Genomic DNA, 19,246 nt, shown 5'->3' on the forward strand with positions numbered 1-19,246 from the left:
CCTTTTATATTACTTCATTTCTTGTTTGAAAATATCATCTTCAACATAAATTTGTTCTTTATCTACAGCAGTGCTATGAGATAGTACTAAACCGATTGGTGTTTCTGTGCCTTTATTTTGAACAATTGTAAAAGGAACATTTTTTTCATTTGCTAATTTAATGTATTTTGATAAATGTGGGTAAGCAATGCTACCATTTAGAAATAGTTGTAATGATTGAGAAGTACGCATAATGCTACCCGTTACTTCTGTATACACATTACTTTGCATTACTTGACCGATTGTTAAAGCGACTTCTACGCGCTCACGTAATGTAGTTAAGTACATATTACGTTCTTCTGGTTTGTTTTGCTTTTGGCCATAAATGCCCTCTTGAAGATAGTCTTCCACATTTTTATTTACCATATTTTTCACACCTTTCACTTCCTATTGTACGCAAGAATTAAAAAGGATGCAAAAAAAGTCGTTTTGAATGCGAAAAAATTAAAAAAGTGGAAGGAAAAAGGGATATATGAATACAAAGTATTAAATAAGGAAGGAAAAATAAATTTTATCAACAGAAATTAACAAAATGTGACAATAATCTATTAACGAATTGTATTTTTTGTGTTAATATTCAAAATATAAAGGGTATTCGTCGTATGGAAATGGAGGGAATGGAGGTTTTTCCAATCGATAAGGATATTAAAGAAGTATTTTGTTCGCACTTGAAAAACAACAGGCACCAATTCGTAGAGAACTGGAAAAACAAAATGATAATTTCCGAAAAAGATCCATTTAAACACGAAGTAGTTCAAAATGGAGAGAATTTATTAGAGTTAATTATCGAACTTATTATGGAAGATAAAGACATTAATTATCTTCAGCCATTATGTGAGAAAATTGCCATTGAGCGTGCAGGGGCAGATGCGAATATTGGAGATTTTGTCTACAATACAAATGTAGGAAGAAATGAACTTTTTGAAGCAATGTGCGAATTGGATGTAAGCGCTCGTGAACTGAAACCGATTATGGCCAAAATACATACTTGTTTTGACAAATTAATTTATTATACCGTTTTAAAATACTCAGAAATTATATCGAGAAATTTGGAAGAAAAACAGCAATATATAAATGAAACACATAAAGAAAGGCTTACGATTTTAGGGCAAATGTCGGCTAGTTTTGTGCATGAATTTCGTAATCCACTAACTTCAATTATGGGATTTGTAAAGTTATTGAAGACGGATCATCCTAATCTATCGTATTTAGATATTATTTCGCATGAATTAGATCAATTAAATTTTAGGATTTCGCAATTTTTACTTGTATCGAAAAAAGAAATGTGGAATGAATCTGAACGATTTTGGCTTAATGACTTGTTTCAAGATATTATACAGTTCTTGTATCCGAGTTTAGTGAATGCAAATGTTTCAATTGAAAAGAATTTGCCGTACCCAATTCCGCTCGTTGGCTATCGGAGTGAAGTGAGACAAGTATTTTTAAATATTTTAATGAACTCGATTGATGCTCTTGAATCAATGAAAGAAGAGCGGAAAATTATCATTGATGTATTTGAAGAGGATACAACTATTCGCATTGTTATAAAAAATAATGGGCCTATGATTCCAGCAGAAAATGTAGAAACCATTTTTGAGCCATTTGTAACTACTAAAAAGCTAGGAACTGGTATTGGACTTTTCGTATGTAAACAAATAGTAGAAAAACATAACGGATCCATATTGTGTCGTTCGAATAATGATTGGACAGAATTTCAAATTGCCTTTCAGAAATAAACAGTCTACACCATACGAATGGTGTAGACTGTTTTAATTTGTAAGCATAACGGTCTCTAACTTTGGATCCTCAGTTGAATAACCTACTATTGAAATTGTGTAAATTGTATTTGGTTCAACTTTGAATTTCGGTATGGTTAAAAGTACTTTTTTTGTATCAGCAAGTGAAACTTCAATATCCGCTGTACCGGGGCTAACTTGTAAAAAATCTGTTATTTGTTTAAAGAGTACATTTTCAAATAAATGATCACTATCTTTTAAATCTACATTTACAACTGGGGTGTCTGGGGAAAGATGTGCAAACCGTATTTTTGCTTGACCAGATGGTAAATGAGTATTATCAAGAATAGGTTGTAATTGGAGATGATTATCGCTATTGATCGCTGCAAGGGTATAAGTGTGATTCCCCATTATTGGTACTAATGCTGAGAATATTGGAGTTTCGTTTCCGACAGGGACAATATCAATACGGTATTTTCCTTGCACTAAAGATAAATAAGGACTGAATTGTTTAAAAGAAATATTTTTAATCACCTTTTGTCCGTTTACTATAATATCAACGGCTGGTGTATGGGGAGCTGAGTGGAAAATTCTCATATGTGACGGTAAAGTCGCTTCTTGTGAATCTCTTTTTTCATATGCCTGTACAAGTTTTGTAATCGCATCATAGTATTTCATATATAGTTCTACATACTTTTTAGGATTGCGGTATTGATAGTAACGGGCGAGCTGTTCGTAACGTGTAGCCTCTTGTCCATATTTTTCAATTTCAGATTGAACCATGAACATTCCTCCTTTATCATCATTACAATTATATGCGGAGCGGGAAATGGGTTATGCGAAAAACTTGCTTTTCTAAATGAGAAAAGTTAAACTGGGGATTTTTTTATTTATAGGCAAACACACATACAAAGTGATAATTGTCCTACATAATTTATAAAGGAAAGGTAGTTTGACTTTGATGGAAGGAGTGGCACCTTGGAGGTGGATATCCCGATAGTTATGGAGGATTTCGTGCTTTAGGCTGTAGTACGAATTATGGATTTGCACTATGAGTATTTCTATAAATGTTAGTAATTGTTGTTGGATAAGGTAATAACGGATAAAAGAGCGTCGTGCCGAACTGATTAATGTGGTTAATCGGTTCTTTTTTTATTGTACTAAACAGCTGATATTAAATGTTTAAGTAAGAGTGGTTGTTATCTATGTGGCTAAGTGTATTGTCGAATTTTGTTTGAAAATATGCAATATAAAGTAATGGAATAGGAAGGAGAATAACAGGAGTTCCGTCGAAGTTTACACAATGTCAGCAAATGAGGGAAGCTGACATTATATTAAGAGAATAGTTGTTTAGTTGTTTATTTTATATAGGGGAGGGAAATGAAAGCGTATAGGCAAGGGTTGGTCTTTGATTTAAGTTCTGAATTTTCTGTTTTACACTAATATTTAGCACTCATTTGTATATTTTATAATAGTTTTTTGATATGTTCACTGCTTTTGCAGAGAATTCTTTTTTTATGAAAGAAACGTCAATTTTCTTCATATATATATACAAATTGGAGAAATGGGGGAGCGCTATGCGCGATTACTTAATTAAGCCACTTGTTGGTCAGCCGTATCCAATGATCTCACATGGAAAAGGTGTGTACTTATATGATCAAAATGGAAATAAATATTTTGATGGTTCGTCAGGAGCGATTACGGCAGGTATCGGACATGGCGTAGCAGAGATTGCGGAGGTAATTAAAAAGCAGGCAGAGGAAATTGCTTTCGTTTATAGATCACAGTTTACGAGTGAACCAGCTGAAAAGTTGGCGAAGAAGTTAAGTGACTTAAGTGTAGGCGATTTAAACTGGAGCTTTTTTGTAAATAGTGGTACGGAAGCGAATGAAACAGCTATGAAAATCGCAATTCAGCATTTTCAGGAGCGTGGTATTCAAGGGAAACATAAAATTTTGTCACGGTGGATGAGCTATCACGGTATTACAATGGGAGCTTTATCTATGTCTGGGCACCCGCTGCGCAGACAACGTTTCGTGTCTATTTTGGAAGATTACCCAACTGTTCCAGCTCCATATTGTTTTAGATGTCCTGTCCAAAAGGTGTATCCAACTTGTCAGCTTTCTTGTGCGACTGAACTAGAAAGAGCAATTGATCGAATTGGTGCAGAGCATATTGCAGCTTTTATCGCTGAACCGATTATCGGAGCAGCTGGGGGCGCGGTTGTCCCACCGAAAGAATATTATAAAGTAATTAAAGATATTTGTAGTCATTACGATATTTTATTTATTGCAGATGAAGTAATGACTGGGCTCGGTCGTACTGGTGCATGGTTTGCGATGGAGCACTGGGGTGTAGAGCCGGATATTATGACGCTTGGTAAGGGATTAGGAGCGGGTTATACACCGATGGCAGCGACAATTGTAAGTGACCGCGTTATGGAGCCGATTTTACGAGGATCACGTTCTGTTATGAGCGGGCATACGCTAAGTGCAAATCCATTGTCTGCGGCGACAGCTTTAGCTGTTATTGAATATATGGAGAAACATAATCTACCTGAAAAAACAGCGGAAAAGGGAGAATATTTAATAAAAGGGTTACAGAAAGTTCAGCAACAATCGACAATCATTGCCGATGTGCGCGGAAAAGGGTTGCTGATTGGAATAGAATTGCAACCGTTTACAAAGGCGTCGGAGCTCATTTCAGTTGCAGCTAAAAATGGACTTCTCTTATACCAAGCTGTTTCAGGGCAAGCAGGAAAAGAGGATAGTGCACTGCTTGTGGCACCACCAATGACAACTACATATTCCGAATTAGATGAATTACTTTCAATTTTTGCAAAGAGTGTGGAAGAGATGATGCAAAAAGGAGGGCATAGTATCGCATGACAACTATTACAAATACATTTGGTAAATTAAAAGAAATAGAGGAAGTAATTTCTTTGTTCCATGATGATATGACATTAATGTTTGGGGGATTTGGAGGGATCGGATCCCCTCCATCTTTAATCCAGGCTATTTTAGAAAAAGGAGTTACGAATTTAAAATTAATAGGAAATGATACTGGATTTCCCGATGTAGGAATCGGTCGTCTTGTTACGAATGAAAGAGTTAAATCTTTAGTTACTTCTCATATTGGATCAAATCCAAATGCGGGAAGACAGTTAAATGAAGGAAGATTACAAATTGAGTTTTCTCCACAAGGAACTTTAGCAGAGCGCATTCGTGCCGGCGGCGTAGGGCTTGGTGGTATATTAGTCGATGTTGGTGTTGATACGATTGTAGAAGAAGGCAAACGCACAGTTAAAATGAATGGAAAGACATATTTAGTTGAAACAGCATTAACAGCTGAAGTTGCAATTGTATATGCGAAAAAAGCGGACCCGTTTGGCAATCTTGTATTTGATAAAAGCGCTCGTAATATGAATCCTCATGTAGCCATGGCTGGGGATATAACGATTGTAGAAGCAGAAGAAATTGTTCCACTTGGAAGTTTAGATCCAGAGGAAATTGTCGTTCCAGGTGTATTCGTAAATTATATCGTGCCATCGGAAGGAGTGAATTGGAAATGGGTATGGGCGTAGAAGTGAGAGATAAGATTGCAAGACGTGCAGCGAAAGAAATTCAAAATGGCATGATTGTAAATTTAGGTATTGGGATTCCATCGCTTGTACCGAATCATTTACCAAAAGATATGAATGTTATGTTTCATGCAGAAAACGGCATTGTAGGTATGGGACCAACGCCTAGTAAAGGGAATGAAGATGAGAATTTATGTAACGCAGCGGGTTTACCAACGTCTCTTATTACAGGAGCGAGTTATTTCGATAGCTGCACAGCATTTGGTATGATTCGAAAAGGCTTACTTGATGTAACGATTCTTGGCTCATTACAAGTAAGTGAAAATGGTGATTTAGCGAACTGGATTGTACCAGGAAAACGTGTTCCAGGTATTGGGGGAGCAATGGATTTAGCACAAAAAGCGAAACGGGTCGTTGTTGTAATGAATCATGTCGATAAATATGGAAATGCAAAAATTGTTTCAGAGTGTACATTGCCATTAACTTCGAAAAAATGTGTAGATTTAATTATTACAGATATGGCTGTTATGGAAGTGACTACGAGTGGACTCGTTTTACAAGAATTAATGGGACCATACACAGTAGAAGATGTAAAACGACATACAGCGGCTGATTTTCATATAAGCTCAAATTTACTAGTAATTGAATGAGGGGAGTTGTAATCTATGGAGCAATTAAAAAAACAAGTTTGTGATTATATTGAGAGTCATGAAGAAGAAAGTGTAAAATTTTTAAAGCGATTAATTCAAGAAAAGAGCGTATCTGGTGATGAAAGTGGTGCGCAGGCAATTGTTATTGAAAAATTGCGTGAGTTAGGTCTAGACCTCGATATTTGGGAGCCTTCGTTTACAAAAATGAAAGATCATCCTTATTTTGTATCACCGCGCACAAGTTTTTCAGACAGCCCGAACATTGTAGCAACTTTAAAAGGTAGTGGTGATGGGAAATCTATGATTTTAAATGGACATATTGATGTTGTACCAGAAGGGGATGTAAATCAGTGGGACCATCATCCTTATAGTGGTGAGAAAATAGGAAATCGTATATATGGCCGTGGAACGACGGATATGAAGGGTGGCAATGTCGCACTTATGCTTGCGATGGAAGCAATTATTGAGTCTCGTATTGAATTAAAAGGCGATATCCATTTTCAAAGTGTTATAGAAGAAGAGAGTGGTGGTGCGGGTACTTTAGCAGCTATTTTACGTGGATATAAGGCAGATGGCGTTATTATTCCAGAGCCAACAAATATGAAGTTTTTCCCGAAACAACAAGGTTCAATGTGGTTTCGCTTACATGTAAAAGGAAAAGCAGCACACGGTGGTACACGTTATGAAGGAGTAAGTGCAATTGAAAAAAGTATGTTTGTTGTAGAGCATTTGAGAAAATTAGAAGAGAAGAGGAATGGTCGAATTACAGATCCGTTATTTAAAGGAATTCCGATTCCAATTCCAATTAATATTGGAAAAATTGAAGGTGGTAGTTGGCCAAGTTCTGTTCCTGATTCGTTAATTTTAGAAGGAAGATGTGGTATTGCGCCGAATGAGACTATAGAGGCAGCAAAAGAAGAATTTGAAAGCTGGATCGGTGAATTAAATGATGTGGACAGTTGGTTTGTGGAAAATCCAGTAGAAGTGGAATGGTTTGGAGCGAGATGGGTCCCTGGTGAGCTAGATGAAGAGCATGAGCTTATTAAGACGCTTCAACATAACTTTGTTGAAATTGAAGGGAACGAACCGATTATAGAAGCATCTCCATGGGGAACAGATGGAGGTTTGTTCACACAAATCGCTAATGTACCAACGATAGTATTTGGCCCAGGAGAGACGAAAGTAGCACACTATCCAAACGAATATATAGAAGTTGATAAAATGATTACTGCCGCAAAAATTATTGCATGTACATTACTAGATTGGTGTGAGGTGAAAAAATGAAATACTATGAATCTTTTAGAGAACAGACGAAGCACTATACAGTAGAAGGAGTTTTAGATTATTTTAATAAACGTATTAGAGTAGACCACTATACAGGGAATGTTGAAAGTATTATACAAACAATTGACGAATTAGCAGAGAAGCATTCTTTCACTAAATGTATTATAAAAGGAAAGGGAGAGCATGTTTCAACATGGCTCTCTTTCGGTTTCTTATTAGAAGCAACAATACCTCACTATTTTCAAGGACACGATGCGTACTTCTTCGTGAAATATCATAATGAGGAAAGACGAAATAGTATTCATTGGACTGAAGAAGATACTATTTTAAGCGGTGTAAAAGCAAAAGAAGTAAAGGGAAAAGAAATCCCAGAGAAGTTTGTGTTAAGAAAAGCGACCGAAGAAGACACAGTAGAATTAGCAACCGTCTTTGGAAAGGTATTTGAAGTTTATCCAACACCTTTAAATGAAGCGAGTTATGTAAAGCAGACGATGAAGGAAGACGATACAATTTACTACGTATATGAATTCGACGGACAAATTATTAGTACAGCGTCTGCTGAAATGAATGTGAAAGAAGGAAATGCAGAATTAACGAATTGTGCTACCTTACCTGAATATCGAAAACATGGGTTTATGAAAAGTTTACTAATTAAGTTAGAGGAAGAGCTCCAAGAAAAATCTATTTTTTGTTCCTATACAATTGCTCGTTCGCTTTCTTTTGGTATGAATGCAGCCTTTCATCAACTAGGCTATACGTACACAGGAAGACTTGCGAATAATTGTTACATTTTTGATAAGTTGGAAGATATGAATATATGGGTAAAAGATTTATCCCGCATTAACGGGCAGTAAGACTCCCACCTCAAAATTCGGAGAATGCGAGGAAGTTAGGTGGGAGATCAACTGCCCGTAAACGCCCGATTGGTGCAACTAATAATCAGTGGGGGATGAATAAAACCCCCACTGATTAAAGTTTCACTCTATCTAATTATAAATAGGTAAAAGAAATATATATAATCATAATAAAAATAATAGAACGGAATCGTCATGCTTATAATCGCACAGAGGGATGCCGAAAATTCGGCATTGAATTTGCTGAATTTTTGGCAAAAGGGGGGATGACATTGCTAGCAGTTTCGACACAGGAAGTCATTGAAGCGATTTTGGGCAGTATAGATGAGGCCATACATGCAGTAGATGAGAATGGGATTACAATCTTTTATAATACAGTTGCCGCAAAACATGATGGATCTAAAATTGAGAATGTGCTAGGAAAGCATTTATTAGAAGCATTCCCGTCATTATCAAGAGAAACAAGTACATTGATGAAAGTATTAAACACAAAAAAGCCAATCGTACATCAAGTTCAACATTACCAAAATTTAAATGGGGAAGACGTTTGTACGGTAAATACGACGTTACCTATTTTGATAGATGGAAATATTGCTGGTGCTGTAGAAATTGCGAAAGATTATTCTACAATTCAAAAGCTTACTGATACGATTGTAGATCTACAATCGAAAATAAAACGATCGACTAGCAAAAAAACGGTGAAAAAGCATGTTGCATTCGAGACAATTGTAACTGATGATTCCCGTTTTAAACAGACGAAAGAGTTAGCACAAAAAGTAGCGCCAACCGATGCGAATGTTTTAATATATGGTGAAACTGGAACGGGGAAAGAGCTATTTGTGCAAGCGATTCATGAAGCTTCTAAACGAAAAAATAAGCCGTTTATTGCACAAAACTGTGCAGCTTTGCCAGAGTCGTTATTAGAGAGTTTGCTGTTTGGCACGACAAAAGGCAGTTATACAGGGGCAATTGAACGGGCTGGATTATTTGAACTTGTGGATGGAGGGACATTATTTTTAGATGAACTTAATTCAATGCCGCTTGATTTACAAGCGAAAATGCTACGTGTATTAGAGGATGGGGTTATTCGCCGCATTGGTGATAATAAGACGAGAAAAGTAGATGTTCGTGTTATTACGGCGATGAATCAGCCACCAGAAGTATGTTTAAGAGAAAATAAAATTCGTACTGATCTATACTATCGATTAAATGTGTTTTCGTTATATATCCCACCGCTTCGCGAAAGAACTGAAGATGTATTGTTATTAGCGTCTTATTTTTTGAAAGAATATAATAAAAGTTATAAAAAAGGAGTACTTCAAATTGATAAGGAAGCAAAGGAAAGATTGCAAGCTTATCAATGGCCCGGAAATGTTCGTGAATTAAAACATACGATAGAACATGCTGTCATTATTGTGGAAGGAAGTTCATTGACAGCTAATTGTTTACCGCGTACATTTCGGAAAGAGAAAACTCCGAAGAAGAAAAGTATATTACCGCTTAGGGAAGCTCTTCATCAAACAGAAAAGGAATTAATAGATCAAGCGTTAATTAAAACGGAAGGGAATATTTTGCAAGCAGCAAAAATGTTAGGAATTCCGCGTCAAACGCTTCAATATAAACTGAGCAAGTACGACAAAACCGCCGAATAATCGGCGGTTTTTGTGTGTTTGCACCAATAAAAGAGCGTTTACATATATAAAAAGTAATGAATATGATATTATATATCGTTTTAGTACAGCACTTAAAAATATTTTTTTCCTTATGTAATAGGGTACTTCTCACATTTACTTATCAAGAATATAAAGTTGGCATAATTATTGCTTATATAAAGGATGAGCGTATAAAAAGGGGGAATAGCAATGTTACATGATGTATACAAACCAAATCGTCACTGGAAGGATATCGAATTATGGAAAGATGTTACAGAAGAGCAATGGAATGATTGGGTTTGGCAATTAACGAATACGATCAAAACTTTAGATGACTTAAAGAAAGTGATTAATTTAACACCTGAAGAAGAAGAAGGTGTTAAAATTTCAACGAAAACGATCCCGTTAAACATTACACCGTACTATGCTTGGCTAATGAATCCTGATGACCCACGCTGTCCGATTCGGATGCAATCAGTACCGATTTCGGAAGAGTTATATAAAACAAAATATGATTTAGAAGATCCTCTTCATGAAGATGAAGATTCACCAGTTCCAGGATTAACGCATCGTTATCCAGACCGCGTTTTATTCTTAGTAACAAATCAATGTTCTATGTATTGTCGTTACTGTACACGCCGTCGCTTTAGTGGACAAATTGGAATGGGTGTACCGAAGAAACAATTAGATGATGCGATTGGTTATATTCGTGAAACACCACAAGTACGAGATGTATTAATCTCTGGTGGTGACGGTCTTCTAATTAACGATAAAATTTTAGAATATGTATTAAAAAATTTACGAGAGATTCCACATGTGGAAATTATTCGTATCGGAACGAGAGCACCGGTTGTATTCCCGCAGCGTATTACAGAGAACTTATGTAATATTATTAAAAAATACCATCCAGTATGGTTAAATACACACTTCAATACTTCAATTGAAATTACAGAAGAATCGAAAAAAGCATGTGAAATGCTTGCAAATGCAGGTGTTCCAATTGGAAACCAAGCGGTAATCTTAGCTGGAATTAATGACAGCGTTCCAATTATGAAAAAACTTATGCATGATTTAGTAAAAATTCGTGTTCGTCCATATTACATTTATCAATGTGATTTATCAGAAGGTATCGGTCATTTCCGTGCTCCAGTTTCTAAAGGTCTTGAAATTATTGAAGGCTTACGTGGACATACATCTGGTTATGCGGTACCAACATTCGTGGTTGATGCACCTGGCGGAGGCGGAAAAATTGCGTTACAGCCAAACTATTTAATTTCACAAAGTGCGGATAAAGTTGTTCTTCGTAACTTTGAAGGTGTTATTACGACGTATCCAGAGCCAGAAAATTATATTCCAGGAAGAGCAGAAGGCTACTTTAAAGAAATTTATCCGACTTATGAAGAGAAACGTTCTGACGTTGGTATTGCAGGTCTAATGAGCGATAAGAAATTTAACCTTGTTCCAGATGACTTACAGCGTATGAATCGTCGTAAAGATTATGAAGATAATGAAACTCATGCATCTTTAAAAGATAAACGTGATAAGCGTGACCAACTAAAAGATAAAAAGTATCAATCGCAAATGGCTAAATTAGAAGAAAACGACAAAAAAACCGAGGGTGATGCAGTATGAATTGTATGTGGTGTGACAGTACAGAAGCGAAAGAAAGCTTGAATACTGTATATTGGGAATTACCAGATGGTACGAAAGCCATTGAAATCCAAGAGACACCATGTATTTCTTGTTCCTCATGTGGTATGGACTATCAATCAGACCATACTGTAAAAGAAATTGAAGATCAGTTATTTTTAATTTATACGAAAGACTTGCCAAAACAACTAACATATGAAGAGTTGATGGGAAGGCCACGATTATTAAAAAGGAATTATTTCGACTTTTAACCAGCTTTTATGCTGGTTTTTTTCTTTTTTGCCTTGTATAATGTACCCAAGTTAGAAAGGTAGGGAATATTTTTGAAAAAGACATTTTACCATTATATGATGAAGCACCGTGCAGCTTTATTTAGAAATGAAATATCAGATTTAGCAGAGGCGATGTATGATGATTTAAGTTTTCCGAAGCAATCTGAAGACTATGATGAAATTAGTTCATACTTAGAGTTAAGTGGAATGCTAGAAAGTATGTCTATATTTGATGAAGCATGGGATTTATACATACAAGAGAGATAACGATATTGAAGTGTTATGTAAATGAAAACATAAGGAATACATTACTTTTAGGAAGTGAAGTATTCTTTATGTTTTTTTATTTATAATACGTCTTTTTGTTAGGACATAAATGATTAATGAAAGCTAGTATAAATACTAGCTTTTTTGAGTTAAATACAAATTCTACTTGTTTATATTTTTTATCGAAAAAATTTCCGAATATAAGCTTCTGTGATAAGCGTTTTTATGTAGGTTGCATATACTGTTATCAAAATCACGACGTCAAAAAAAGGAGAGATATAGATGGCAAGAAAAAAACAACCTAAATATAACGTAGGGGACATAGTCGTGATTACGCTATATGGGACCGTTGGGAAAATTACAAATATGAAGATTTTAGATGGTGTTTATGTATACGAAGTAAATAATCATGATGGATTTTATGTAGAGCAAACTCTGCAGCATGTGACGGAGCAAGAAATGAAAAAGGGCGACACAGAGTGGATTGAATTAAATTATAACTTTACGTTTGGTGATCTCGTGCAAGTAACTGGATATGATAAAGATGTTTTTCGTATTGTTGGTTTTCGTACAGAAGTCTGGAGATATAAAAATGATGCATGGGAAGATACAATATATGAATTGTCACGAATTACTGATGGTGAATGGTTAGAGGCTGATGAGTCAGATTTAACATTACTTGCCAATGCTCAAACGGCAAATGCAATTTTGAAGAAAATGAAACAAGATAAAGCTGGTATGAATAAATTAGATTTAGGAAAATTGAAATCGATTAACAATTCGAAAAAAGTGAGTGTTAAGACGAATCGTCAAGAAATTATTGATGGGTTATTAGATATTTATAATGATTATCAATTATTATTCGATACATTTAAAGATGAAGAATATAAAATTGTAATGGATGTTGTTCATAATTATTTAGTTAAATTGACAGAGAAAAAATAGTTAACTAGAAAGAGAGAATAAATTGAACAACAACATATGCAGTGTAAGGTATGCCTACAACTATTAAAAAAATAAAAAGCCATTTAATAAGAGAGTCTGCCCATTTATCTTCATGCATGAACTCTTCTTTTGTTTGCTCTACTTCATATTGGTATTCCATTATTATTTCCCCCTTTGAATAGCTTGTACTAACATCGTATGCACCTCGTCCACATGATATGACCTATAAAAAAGAAAAACTATTTTTCTAATCTCATATACATAATTTTGAGATTTTTTCATAAAACAGAAATAAAGGAGTGATGCTCATGAAGGAAATTGAAGTCGTAATTGATACGGAAGAGATTGCGGAGTTTTTTTATGAGCAACTAATTGAAAGAGGATACGTTCCAAAAAGAGAAGAAATCGAGGACCTGGCAGATATTACATTTGAGTATTTATTAGAGAAATGCATGATTGATGAAGTATTTGATGAAGAGGAAGATTGAAAGTAACGGCGGGCTCAACTCGTCGTTTTTTACTCTTTACAAACTTGTCACAAATATAGATAAGAATTATTGGTATAATTAAAAAAAATTTTATTCAAGAGGTGAAGGGATGTTCAAAAAAATTGTTGATTCTATATTAGGAAAGAAAAAATATCGTTCGTATTCGAGTAGTGATTATCGCCATGGAGGGCGCTCTTATTCAAGTAGCGACTATAAACGACGTTCGTCTGGTTATGGGCACCATCATTATAAAAGAAAACGCAAAAGCCGTAGCTTCTTTTCAAGTAGCTGATGAAATGGCGTCGTGTACTAGCTTTATTTGATAGACCACTGCGAAAAAATACAATTGTTGCAGAGCGTTATAACATTGAATCAGTAATTGGAATGGGTAGCTATGGGGTTACATACGTCGTTAATGATTTGCAAATAAATAGAAATAAAGTCTTAAAACAATTGAGACAAAGTAAACAAAGATATGAGTCTGGTAGAAAATCATTTGAACAAGAGAAATTGATTTTACAAACATTAAATCATGCGACAATTCCTAGTCTACATGATCATTTCATATGGGAGAAAAAGAACTTTTTTGTGATGGAGTATATGCCAGGTAAGAATTTTGAAGATTATATTTTCCTAGAGGGTCATGTATACAAAGAACGTGAAGTTTTTGAAATTTTATATGAAATATTAGGGATTGTTTCGTATTTTCATAGTAAAGGTATTATTCACCGAGATTTACGCATTCCGAATATATTAATGAAAGAAAATCAAATTAGTATTATTGATTTTGGATTGGCTAAATTTAAAGGTGAAGGTGATGAGCGAGCTACCATTTATGAAGGTGAACAAGCTTTGATGCGAGAAGTTCAGTTTCGTAGCGATTTTTATGCGCTCGGTCATTTCGCGTTATTTTTATTGTATGCTGATTATGAATCTACTGCAAAACATGAAAAACCATGGTTTGAAGAGTTAGTGTTGGAAGAATATAATCGTGAAATACTTATGCGAATGTTACAAATAAAAACGCCGTATTATGAGAATGTACAAGATTTGAAAAAAGATGTAGCTTACGCTTTAGAAAGGATGGAGACCCCATGTTTCAAAAGTTTTTAGCAAGCGTTGGTATTGGTAATGCAAAAGTAGATACTGTTCTTGAAAAAGATGAACATATAGTTGGAGAAGAGATTGTAGGGAAGGTTCATATAACTGGAGGATCAGTTAGCCAACAAATTGAAAGCATTTACTTAACGTTATCGACATCGTATGTACGAGAAGTGGATGATAAAAAAGTGACGACAACATATGATTTAGAGCGAGTTCGTTTAACAGATCCATTTTCTGTAGAACCAAATGAAAAAATAGAAATTCCATTCTCGTTTCCAATGCCAATTGAAGCACCACTTACACTTGGTATGAAAACGGTTTGGGTTCATACGGGTCTTGATATTAAAAGAAGTATTGATCCTAGTGACCGTGATTACATTCAGGTGCTGCCAAATGTACTATTAAATAGTGTTTTAGATAGTGTAAATCAATTAGGTTTTAAAGCGCGTCATATAGAATGTGAAGAATTGCCGTATCGTTTACGTAATCAAGTTCCATTTGCGCAAGAGTTTGAGTTTATTCCAGTCTCAGGTGAGCATTATGGAAAATTAGATGAATTAGAATTATTAATTTTGCCACGTGCTCACAACCGATTAGAAATTATTATGGAAGTAGATAGAAAATCACGTGGACTAGCTGGTTTATTCGCAGAAGCGCTAGATCTTGATGAGAAGGTTATTCGCTTTACAGTAACAAGCGAAGATATTCCGACGATGCAGCAAAAAATTAACAATTATATTTTTTAATAAACTATGCATAAAAAAGAAATGGTGAGGAAAACTAAAACAACCGCTCCATTTTTTTGCATAGTGAGGTTATGTATGTGAAACGATATCGACATTTATACTTGTTAAGTTGTACACTACTCATTTGTTTTGTCGCACTATCACTTTCGTATCATACCGCTTGTATTGAAAAATTTGATAATGTAGTCGCACACTTTATTCAAAGTTTTCGAAACGATTATTTGACAGCCTATTTTACTTGGGTGTCCTTTATCGGTTCAAAAAGAATATATTTCCCGTTACTCATTATACTCGTAATGTATTTTCTTGTTAGAAAAAAAATATTAAGTGCGTTGCTTCTAACAATTAATTATTACGGATCTCGTTATTTGAACAGTATGCTCAAATTATGGTACGAACGAGCAAGACCGGATGTGTCACAGCTTGTTACAGCAACTGGATATAGCTTTCCGAGCGGTCATACGATGAATGCTACTGCCTTTTTAGGATTTATTGCATACGTCACAATTACAGAAGATCGTATTTCATTGCATAAAAAGTTGTTGATTATTTTTATAGCAAGCTTTGTTGTATTATCTATTTCAGTTAGCCGAATTTACCTTGGTGTTCACTATCCATCTGACATACTAGCAGGGTGGGCAGCGGGCGGTAGCTGGCTCGTTTTATGTGTTATATTTCATAAGGCGTTCATTAAAAAAGAACCTATGTCATAATAGGTTCTTTTTGCATGGGCTCCACATGAATGTGAGCATGGTAAATTTCGAATTTTTTTCGAAGCATATCTTCAATATTTTCAGTAATGCAATGGCTTTCGCTAACATCCATTTGAGCATCTACCTCAATTGTAATATCTACATACGTTTGATTCCCATACATACGAGCGCGAATATCTACAATATGTTCTACACCTGAAATATGCCCTACAGCATCAGCATATTCATCCATTTTATCAGGATCAATGCCATCCGTTAGCATATGGGAAGCTTCTACGAAAATTTCCCATGCAGTCTTACAAATAATAAGACCAACAATTAAAGCAGCAATGGGGTCTAAAATAGGCATTTTGAACTGTGATCCGACTATACCTACTACTGTACCAATACTTACGAGTGCATCGGATAAATTATCTTTTGCAGCGGCTTCTAACGACTTACTCTTTGTTTGAATTGCAATCTTTTTCGTATACTTATATACGCCGTACATAACGACAGCAGAAAATAAAGCAGCCCATGCAGCAAGTACATTAGGTGCTGCTTGTTTCGGATTGAAAAACGATTGAATGGCACTAATGACAACTTCTAATCCGACTGTTGCCATAATAAAAGAAGCAACAAGTGATGCGATTTGTTCTGCACGAGAATGCCCATATGGATGATCTGGATCACGAGGCTTACGAGAAATTTTTAGACCGATTAATATAGCTAAAGAAGCACCGATATCCGTTAAGTTATTCAAACCGTCAGCACGTAATGCGCTAGAGAGGGTAATATAACTGATGATGATTTTCATAGAGGATAAACATATGTATGCCATAATGCTGACAATAGCACCTTTATCAGCTTCTTTATGAGAAAGAGAATCCATTTTAATCACTCACCTTCCTACAAGGAATTTCTTTCTATAAATAGAGTATCAAATGAAAGTCGTGTGGGTCTATACAAACATTGTTAACGTTTTATAGCTTTTTAAGTAGGGGATAACAAAGTTTCGCTAAGGAAAAATATGTTGAAAAGTACAAAGTGGAAAGTTGTTAAACAATTAATGATGAATAGGGCATAAGGAAGGAGTGGTGCCAATAATGATTCGTATATATTTTTCTCAAAATGATGGTTTGTAATGCCCCGGAGGAAGAATATATAAGAAATGATTTCTTGAAGTAGAAGAGGAGAAAAGCATTAATATATGTTCATTTGCATGAAAAATACGAAAGAACATTGTGAAAACAAATAAAAAACCTCTGAAAAATTATCCAGAGGTTTTTTCGTTTCTTAGTAAGCTTCTAAAAACTCAGTAACTTGCTCTTCAGTTTTTGCATTTGCACTATGTAAGTGACCTAGCTTTTCGCCATTTTGGTATACAAGTAAGCTTGGAATACCCATTACTTGATACTCTTCAGCAATACTTGGTAACTCATCTTTATTAATAGAATACCATTCAAATTTATTGAACTCTTCCATTACATCTCCGATAAAGTTATCCATACGCACGCAATCCGGGCACCATGTAGTAAAGAACTTAACAACTACTGGCTCCTCGCTTGCGATGATGTCTTTGAATTCCTTGTCAGACTTGATTTCTCTCATGTTTTTGACTCCTTCCATTGTCACACGGATAAGCTAGTATTTTTATGCAAAATCCGTAATTGCAAACATTTTGCAAACATTAGTGTTTTTGAAATAGATTGTTTGCAAAATCCTCGACTGCTTTTTCTTGTAGGCCTGGTACAACATGTGAGTAGGTGTCTAATGTGATGCCTACTCTTTTATGTCCTAATCGTTCACTAACAATCTTCGGATGAATACCTTGTTTCAACATTAATGTTGCATGGGTATGTCTCAGATCGTGGAACCGAATATCAGGAACCCCACTTTTCTTTATAAGCTTTTTCCAGAGCTGTGTCAAACTTCTGAAATTACAAGGGTTACCATTATAAGTAGGGCAGACCAAATCATAATTATTATACCCATCGCCATACTGTTCTTTTTCTTCATATATTTTCTGAAGATGTTCCCGAAGTGCCTGTAGGCTAATTTCAGGTAGAACAATTAATCTCTTTCCTGTAGATGTTTTAGGTTCATGAAATTCTTTGGTGATATGAGAGAGGGAACGATTAACAGATAAAGTGCTTCTCTCAAAATCAATATCCTTCCATTGTAGCCCTAAGATTTCCCCTTTACGCATGCCGCAAGTGATAGCTAATAGGTATGCAACATAGTACCTGCTATCTTTTGCATTGTCTAAAAAGCAGAGTACATGTTCTTCTGACCATGTATTTACAGTTTTTTCTTCACCTTTAGGAGGGCTTACTACATCAGCTACATTCTTTTTCACAATTTCGTGTCTCAAAGCATAAGCAAGCGCGGTACGAATGATTTGGTGAATACTTCGAACTGTAACAGGCTTCATAGATTCAGATAAATCACTATAGAACTTTTCAAGATCTACACCTTTTAATTTTTGCATTGGAATGTTTCCGAGTTTTGGTATAATATGATTGTTAATATGTTTTCGATAGTTGTAGTACGTGGTTTCTCGAAGGTTTATCTTTCTTGCTTCAAGGTATTGAAGGAAAAACTCACGTACTCTCATTTTTGTGGGCTCAATATATGAGCCTTCTTCTATTTCTACGATTCTTTTAGCCATGTCGGCTTGTGCTTCTTTTTTCGTTTTATATCCAGAAAACCATTTTTGGCGCCTTTTTCCCGTTTCAGGATTAGGGCCAATGTCTATTATTATTGCCCACTTGGAACCTCTTTTTCGAATATGTCCTTTCATGTTAAACACTCCTTGATTTGTATTTTCCTTTGAATTTGTGTAAGACGCTGCTTACATAATTCAGGAGTAACTTGAAACACTTCAGACATATCAGCGACCATAGTATCCTTTGCAGGATTAATATATTTTAGCATATGAAAGGGGATAGCTGCATATTTGGTAAAACGTACCGCATCCCATTCTTGCAATTCGCGAAAAGCATTAGGCATAATCCCTTGTATGCCAGTGTGGCGCAGGATATGGCATAGTTCATGGAAAAATACTTCCTTTTGTTTTTCTTTAGATAAGCGTGAATCAATGACAATCATTTTTAAATAATTATTTGCTATGTAGTATGAGTCAATGTCATCTTTTAAAAGTATGATATTACAGAGTTGAGCGATTTTTTCAATACATAAGTCATTTGGTTTTAAAATCCCAAGCTGTTGATAAAATGTAGTTATCCAATCTTCTAATAGGGTAGTGTGATAAGACCAATCCATGA

General features: G+C 35.2%; 23 protein-coding genes. 16 read left to right on the forward strand and 7 right to left on the reverse strand.

Annotated features, from left to right (window positions below; genetic code table 11):
* Positions 1–9: 9 nt before the first annotated feature.
* Positions 10–405, reverse strand: a complete 396-nt coding sequence (locus MR109_RS13755; RefSeq protein WP_002171806.1) for a YueI family protein — start codon at positions 403–405, stop codon at positions 10–12.
* A gap of 236 nt (positions 406–641) precedes the next feature.
* Here MR109_RS13755 and MR109_RS13760 point away from each other — a divergent pair, with 236 nt between their 5' ends.
* Positions 642–1,775, forward strand: coding sequence for a BA2291 family sporulation histidine kinase (locus MR109_RS13760; RefSeq protein ID WP_098306826.1), 1,134 nt, complete (start codon positions 642–644; stop codon positions 1,773–1,775).
* A gap of 33 nt (positions 1,776–1,808) precedes the next feature.
* Here MR109_RS13760 and MR109_RS13765 read toward each other — a convergent pair whose 3' ends face one another.
* On the reverse strand, positions 1,809–2,558 hold the full coding sequence (locus MR109_RS13765; protein ID WP_242272440.1) for a DUF4397 domain-containing protein: 750 nt from the start codon (positions 2,556–2,558) through the stop codon (positions 1,809–1,811).
* 794 nt (positions 2,559–3,352) lie between these two features.
* Between MR109_RS13765 and MR109_RS13770 the strand changes: the two genes are divergently transcribed.
* The 10 genes from MR109_RS13770 to MR109_RS13815 all read left to right on the forward strand — a co-directional run bounded on the left by MR109_RS13770 (position 3,353) and on the right by MR109_RS13815 (position 12,929).
* Positions 3,353–4,663: an aspartate aminotransferase family protein gene (locus MR109_RS13770; RefSeq protein ID WP_002171809.1), complete on the forward strand. Its 1,311-nt coding sequence runs from the start codon at positions 3,353–3,355 to the stop codon at positions 4,661–4,663.
* Positions 4,660–5,358, forward strand: coding sequence for an acetate CoA-transferase subunit alpha (gene atoD, locus MR109_RS13775; protein WP_242272442.1), 699 nt, complete (start codon positions 4,660–4,662; stop codon positions 5,356–5,358). The genes MR109_RS13770 and atoD overlap by 4 nt, the downstream gene beginning before the upstream one ends.
* Entirely contained in the window at positions 5,343–6,005 is a 663-nt protein-coding gene (locus tag MR109_RS13780) for a CoA transferase subunit B (RefSeq protein WP_002171811.1), read from the forward strand. The genes atoD and MR109_RS13780 overlap by 16 nt, the downstream gene beginning before the upstream one ends.
* A 15-nt stretch (positions 6,006–6,020) precedes the next feature.
* On the forward strand, positions 6,021–7,289 hold the full coding sequence (locus MR109_RS13785) for a peptidase (RefSeq protein WP_242272444.1): 1,269 nt from the start codon (positions 6,021–6,023) through the stop codon (positions 7,287–7,289).
* A complete protein-coding gene (ablB, locus tag MR109_RS13790) occupies positions 7,286–8,143 on the forward strand; it encodes a putative beta-lysine N-acetyltransferase (RefSeq protein WP_242272446.1) in 858 nt (285 codons plus the stop codon). The genes MR109_RS13785 and ablB overlap by 4 nt, the downstream gene beginning before the upstream one ends.
* 266 nt (positions 8,144–8,409) lie before the next feature.
* Positions 8,410–9,795, forward strand: a complete 1,386-nt coding sequence (rocR, locus tag MR109_RS13795; RefSeq protein WP_242272449.1) for an arginine utilization transcriptional regulator RocR — start codon at positions 8,410–8,412, stop codon at positions 9,793–9,795.
* 210 nt (positions 9,796–10,005) lie between these two features.
* Positions 10,006–11,427: a lysine 2,3-aminomutase gene (kamA, locus tag MR109_RS13800; RefSeq protein WP_071719922.1), complete on the forward strand. Its 1,422-nt coding sequence runs from the start codon at positions 10,006–10,008 to the stop codon at positions 11,425–11,427.
* Positions 11,424–11,696, forward strand: a complete 273-nt coding sequence (locus MR109_RS13805) for a YokU family protein (protein WP_000995763.1) — start codon at positions 11,424–11,426, stop codon at positions 11,694–11,696. The genes kamA and MR109_RS13805 overlap by 4 nt, the downstream gene beginning before the upstream one ends.
* A 72-nt stretch (positions 11,697–11,768) precedes the next feature.
* Positions 11,769–11,984: a YozE family protein gene (locus MR109_RS13810; protein WP_002171816.1), complete on the forward strand. Its 216-nt coding sequence runs from the start codon at positions 11,769–11,771 to the stop codon at positions 11,982–11,984.
* 282 nt (positions 11,985–12,266) lie between these two features.
* Entirely contained in the window at positions 12,267–12,929 is a 663-nt protein-coding gene (locus MR109_RS13815) for a hypothetical protein (protein ID WP_002171817.1), read from the forward strand.
* A gap of 4 nt (positions 12,930–12,933) precedes the next feature.
* Here the strand turns inward: MR109_RS13815 and MR109_RS13820 are convergent, their stop codons facing one another.
* Positions 12,934–13,089 (reverse strand): DUF3930 family protein, encoded by a 156-nt coding sequence (locus tag MR109_RS13820; RefSeq protein ID WP_002171818.1) that lies wholly within the window; start codon positions 13,087–13,089, stop codon positions 12,934–12,936.
* Between the two features lie 148 nt (positions 13,090–13,237).
* Between MR109_RS13820 and MR109_RS13825 the strand changes: the two genes are divergently transcribed.
* From MR109_RS13825 to MR109_RS13845, 5 genes are all read left to right on the forward strand, one after another.
* Positions 13,238–13,417: a YozD family protein gene (locus MR109_RS13825; protein WP_000658452.1), complete on the forward strand. Its 180-nt coding sequence runs from the start codon at positions 13,238–13,240 to the stop codon at positions 13,415–13,417.
* 109 nt (positions 13,418–13,526) lie between these two features.
* On the forward strand, positions 13,527–13,709 hold the full coding sequence (locus tag MR109_RS13830; protein ID WP_071719921.1) for a hypothetical protein: 183 nt from the start codon (positions 13,527–13,529) through the stop codon (positions 13,707–13,709).
* A complete protein-coding gene (locus MR109_RS13835; RefSeq protein ID WP_242272451.1) occupies positions 13,709–14,530 on the forward strand; it encodes a serine/threonine protein kinase in 822 nt (273 codons plus the stop codon). The genes MR109_RS13830 and MR109_RS13835 overlap by 1 nt, the downstream gene beginning before the upstream one ends.
* Positions 14,512–15,267 (forward strand): sporulation protein, encoded by a 756-nt coding sequence (locus MR109_RS13840; RefSeq protein ID WP_098306815.1) that lies wholly within the window; start codon positions 14,512–14,514, stop codon positions 15,265–15,267. Before MR109_RS13835 ends, MR109_RS13840 begins: the two co-directional genes overlap by 19 nt.
* A 77-nt stretch (positions 15,268–15,344) precedes the next feature.
* Entirely contained in the window at positions 15,345–15,980 is a 636-nt protein-coding gene (locus MR109_RS13845) for a phosphatase PAP2 family protein (protein WP_071719918.1), read from the forward strand.
* Here MR109_RS13845 and MR109_RS13850 read toward each other — a convergent pair.
* The 4 genes from MR109_RS13850 to MR109_RS13865 form a co-directional block, all read right to left on the reverse strand.
* Positions 15,970–16,851 carry a cation diffusion facilitator family transporter gene (locus MR109_RS13850; protein ID WP_071719917.1) on the reverse strand — a complete coding sequence of 294 codons (882 nt, stop codon included), beginning with the start codon at positions 16,849–16,851 and terminating at the stop codon, positions 15,970–15,972. The genes MR109_RS13845 and MR109_RS13850 overlap by 11 nt on opposite strands.
* Before the next feature lie 404 nt (positions 16,852–17,255).
* The gene (locus tag MR109_RS13855) at positions 17,256–17,570 is read right to left on the reverse strand and encodes a thioredoxin family protein (protein WP_025150916.1); all 315 of its coding nucleotides are present in this window, start codon (positions 17,568–17,570) and stop codon (positions 17,256–17,258) included.
* 79 nt (positions 17,571–17,649) lie between these two features.
* Positions 17,650–18,762, reverse strand: coding sequence for a site-specific integrase (locus tag MR109_RS13860; protein ID WP_242272454.1), 1,113 nt, complete (start codon positions 18,760–18,762; stop codon positions 17,650–17,652).
* Positions 18,759–19,244, reverse strand: a complete 486-nt coding sequence (locus tag MR109_RS13865; RefSeq protein WP_242272458.1) for an ImmA/IrrE family metallo-endopeptidase — start codon at positions 19,242–19,244, stop codon at positions 18,759–18,761. The genes MR109_RS13860 and MR109_RS13865 overlap by 4 nt, the downstream gene beginning before the upstream one ends.
* Positions 19,245–19,246: the final 2 nt, after the last annotated feature.

The organism is Bacillus cereus group sp. BfR-BA-01310 (assembly GCF_022664325.1).
In the GTDB taxonomy this organism is placed as follows: Bacteria; Bacillota; Bacilli; order Bacillales; family Bacillaceae_G; genus Bacillus_A; species Bacillus_A paramycoides.

Excerpts from the sequence above, each read along its gene's own strand:
- MR109_RS13755 (WP_002171806.1), bottom strand. The coding sequence starts at position 405 with ATGGTAAATAAAAATGTGGAAGACTATCTTCAAGAGGGCATTTATGGC.
- MR109_RS13760 (WP_098306826.1), top strand. The coding sequence starts at position 642 with ATGGAAATGGAGGGAATGGAGGTTTTTCCAATCGATAAGGATATTAAA.
- MR109_RS13765 (WP_242272440.1), bottom strand. The coding sequence starts at position 2,558 with ATGGTTCAATCTGAAATTGAAAAATATGGACAAGAGGCTACACGTTAC.
- MR109_RS13770 (WP_002171809.1), top strand. The coding sequence starts at position 3,353 with ATGCGCGATTACTTAATTAAGCCACTTGTTGGTCAGCCGTATCCAATG.
- atoD (WP_242272442.1), top strand. The coding sequence starts at position 4,660 with ATGACAACTATTACAAATACATTTGGTAAATTAAAAGAAATAGAGGAA.
- MR109_RS13780 (WP_002171811.1), top strand. The coding sequence starts at position 5,343 with ATGGGTATGGGCGTAGAAGTGAGAGATAAGATTGCAAGACGTGCAGCG.
- MR109_RS13785 (WP_242272444.1), top strand. The coding sequence starts at position 6,021 with ATGGAGCAATTAAAAAAACAAGTTTGTGATTATATTGAGAGTCATGAA.
- ablB (WP_242272446.1), top strand. The coding sequence starts at position 7,286 with ATGAAATACTATGAATCTTTTAGAGAACAGACGAAGCACTATACAGTA.
- rocR (WP_242272449.1), top strand. The coding sequence starts at position 8,410 with ATGACATTGCTAGCAGTTTCGACACAGGAAGTCATTGAAGCGATTTTG.
- kamA (WP_071719922.1), top strand. The coding sequence starts at position 10,006 with ATGTTACATGATGTATACAAACCAAATCGTCACTGGAAGGATATCGAA.
- MR109_RS13805 (WP_000995763.1), top strand. The coding sequence starts at position 11,424 with ATGAATTGTATGTGGTGTGACAGTACAGAAGCGAAAGAAAGCTTGAAT.
- MR109_RS13815 (WP_002171817.1), top strand. The coding sequence starts at position 12,267 with ATGGCAAGAAAAAAACAACCTAAATATAACGTAGGGGACATAGTCGTG.
- MR109_RS13820 (WP_002171818.1), bottom strand. The coding sequence starts at position 13,089 with ATGGAATACCAATATGAAGTAGAGCAAACAAAAGAAGAGTTCATGCAT.
- MR109_RS13825 (WP_000658452.1), top strand. The coding sequence starts at position 13,238 with ATGAAGGAAATTGAAGTCGTAATTGATACGGAAGAGATTGCGGAGTTT.
- MR109_RS13830 (WP_071719921.1), top strand. The coding sequence starts at position 13,527 with ATGTTCAAAAAAATTGTTGATTCTATATTAGGAAAGAAAAAATATCGT.
- MR109_RS13835 (WP_242272451.1), top strand. The coding sequence starts at position 13,709 with ATGAAATGGCGTCGTGTACTAGCTTTATTTGATAGACCACTGCGAAAA.
- MR109_RS13840 (WP_098306815.1), top strand. The coding sequence starts at position 14,512 with ATGTTTCAAAAGTTTTTAGCAAGCGTTGGTATTGGTAATGCAAAAGTA.
- MR109_RS13850 (WP_071719917.1), bottom strand. The coding sequence starts at position 16,851 with ATGGATTCTCTTTCTCATAAAGAAGCTGATAAAGGTGCTATTGTCAGC.
- MR109_RS13855 (WP_025150916.1), bottom strand. The coding sequence starts at position 17,570 with ATGAGAGAAATCAAGTCTGACAAGGAATTCAAAGACATCATCGCAAGC.
- MR109_RS13860 (WP_242272454.1), bottom strand. The coding sequence starts at position 18,762 with ATGAAAGGACATATTCGAAAAAGAGGTTCCAAGTGGGCAATAATAATA.
- MR109_RS13865 (WP_242272458.1), bottom strand. The coding sequence starts at position 19,244 with ATGGATTGGTCTTATCACACTACCCTATTAGAAGATTGGATAACTACA.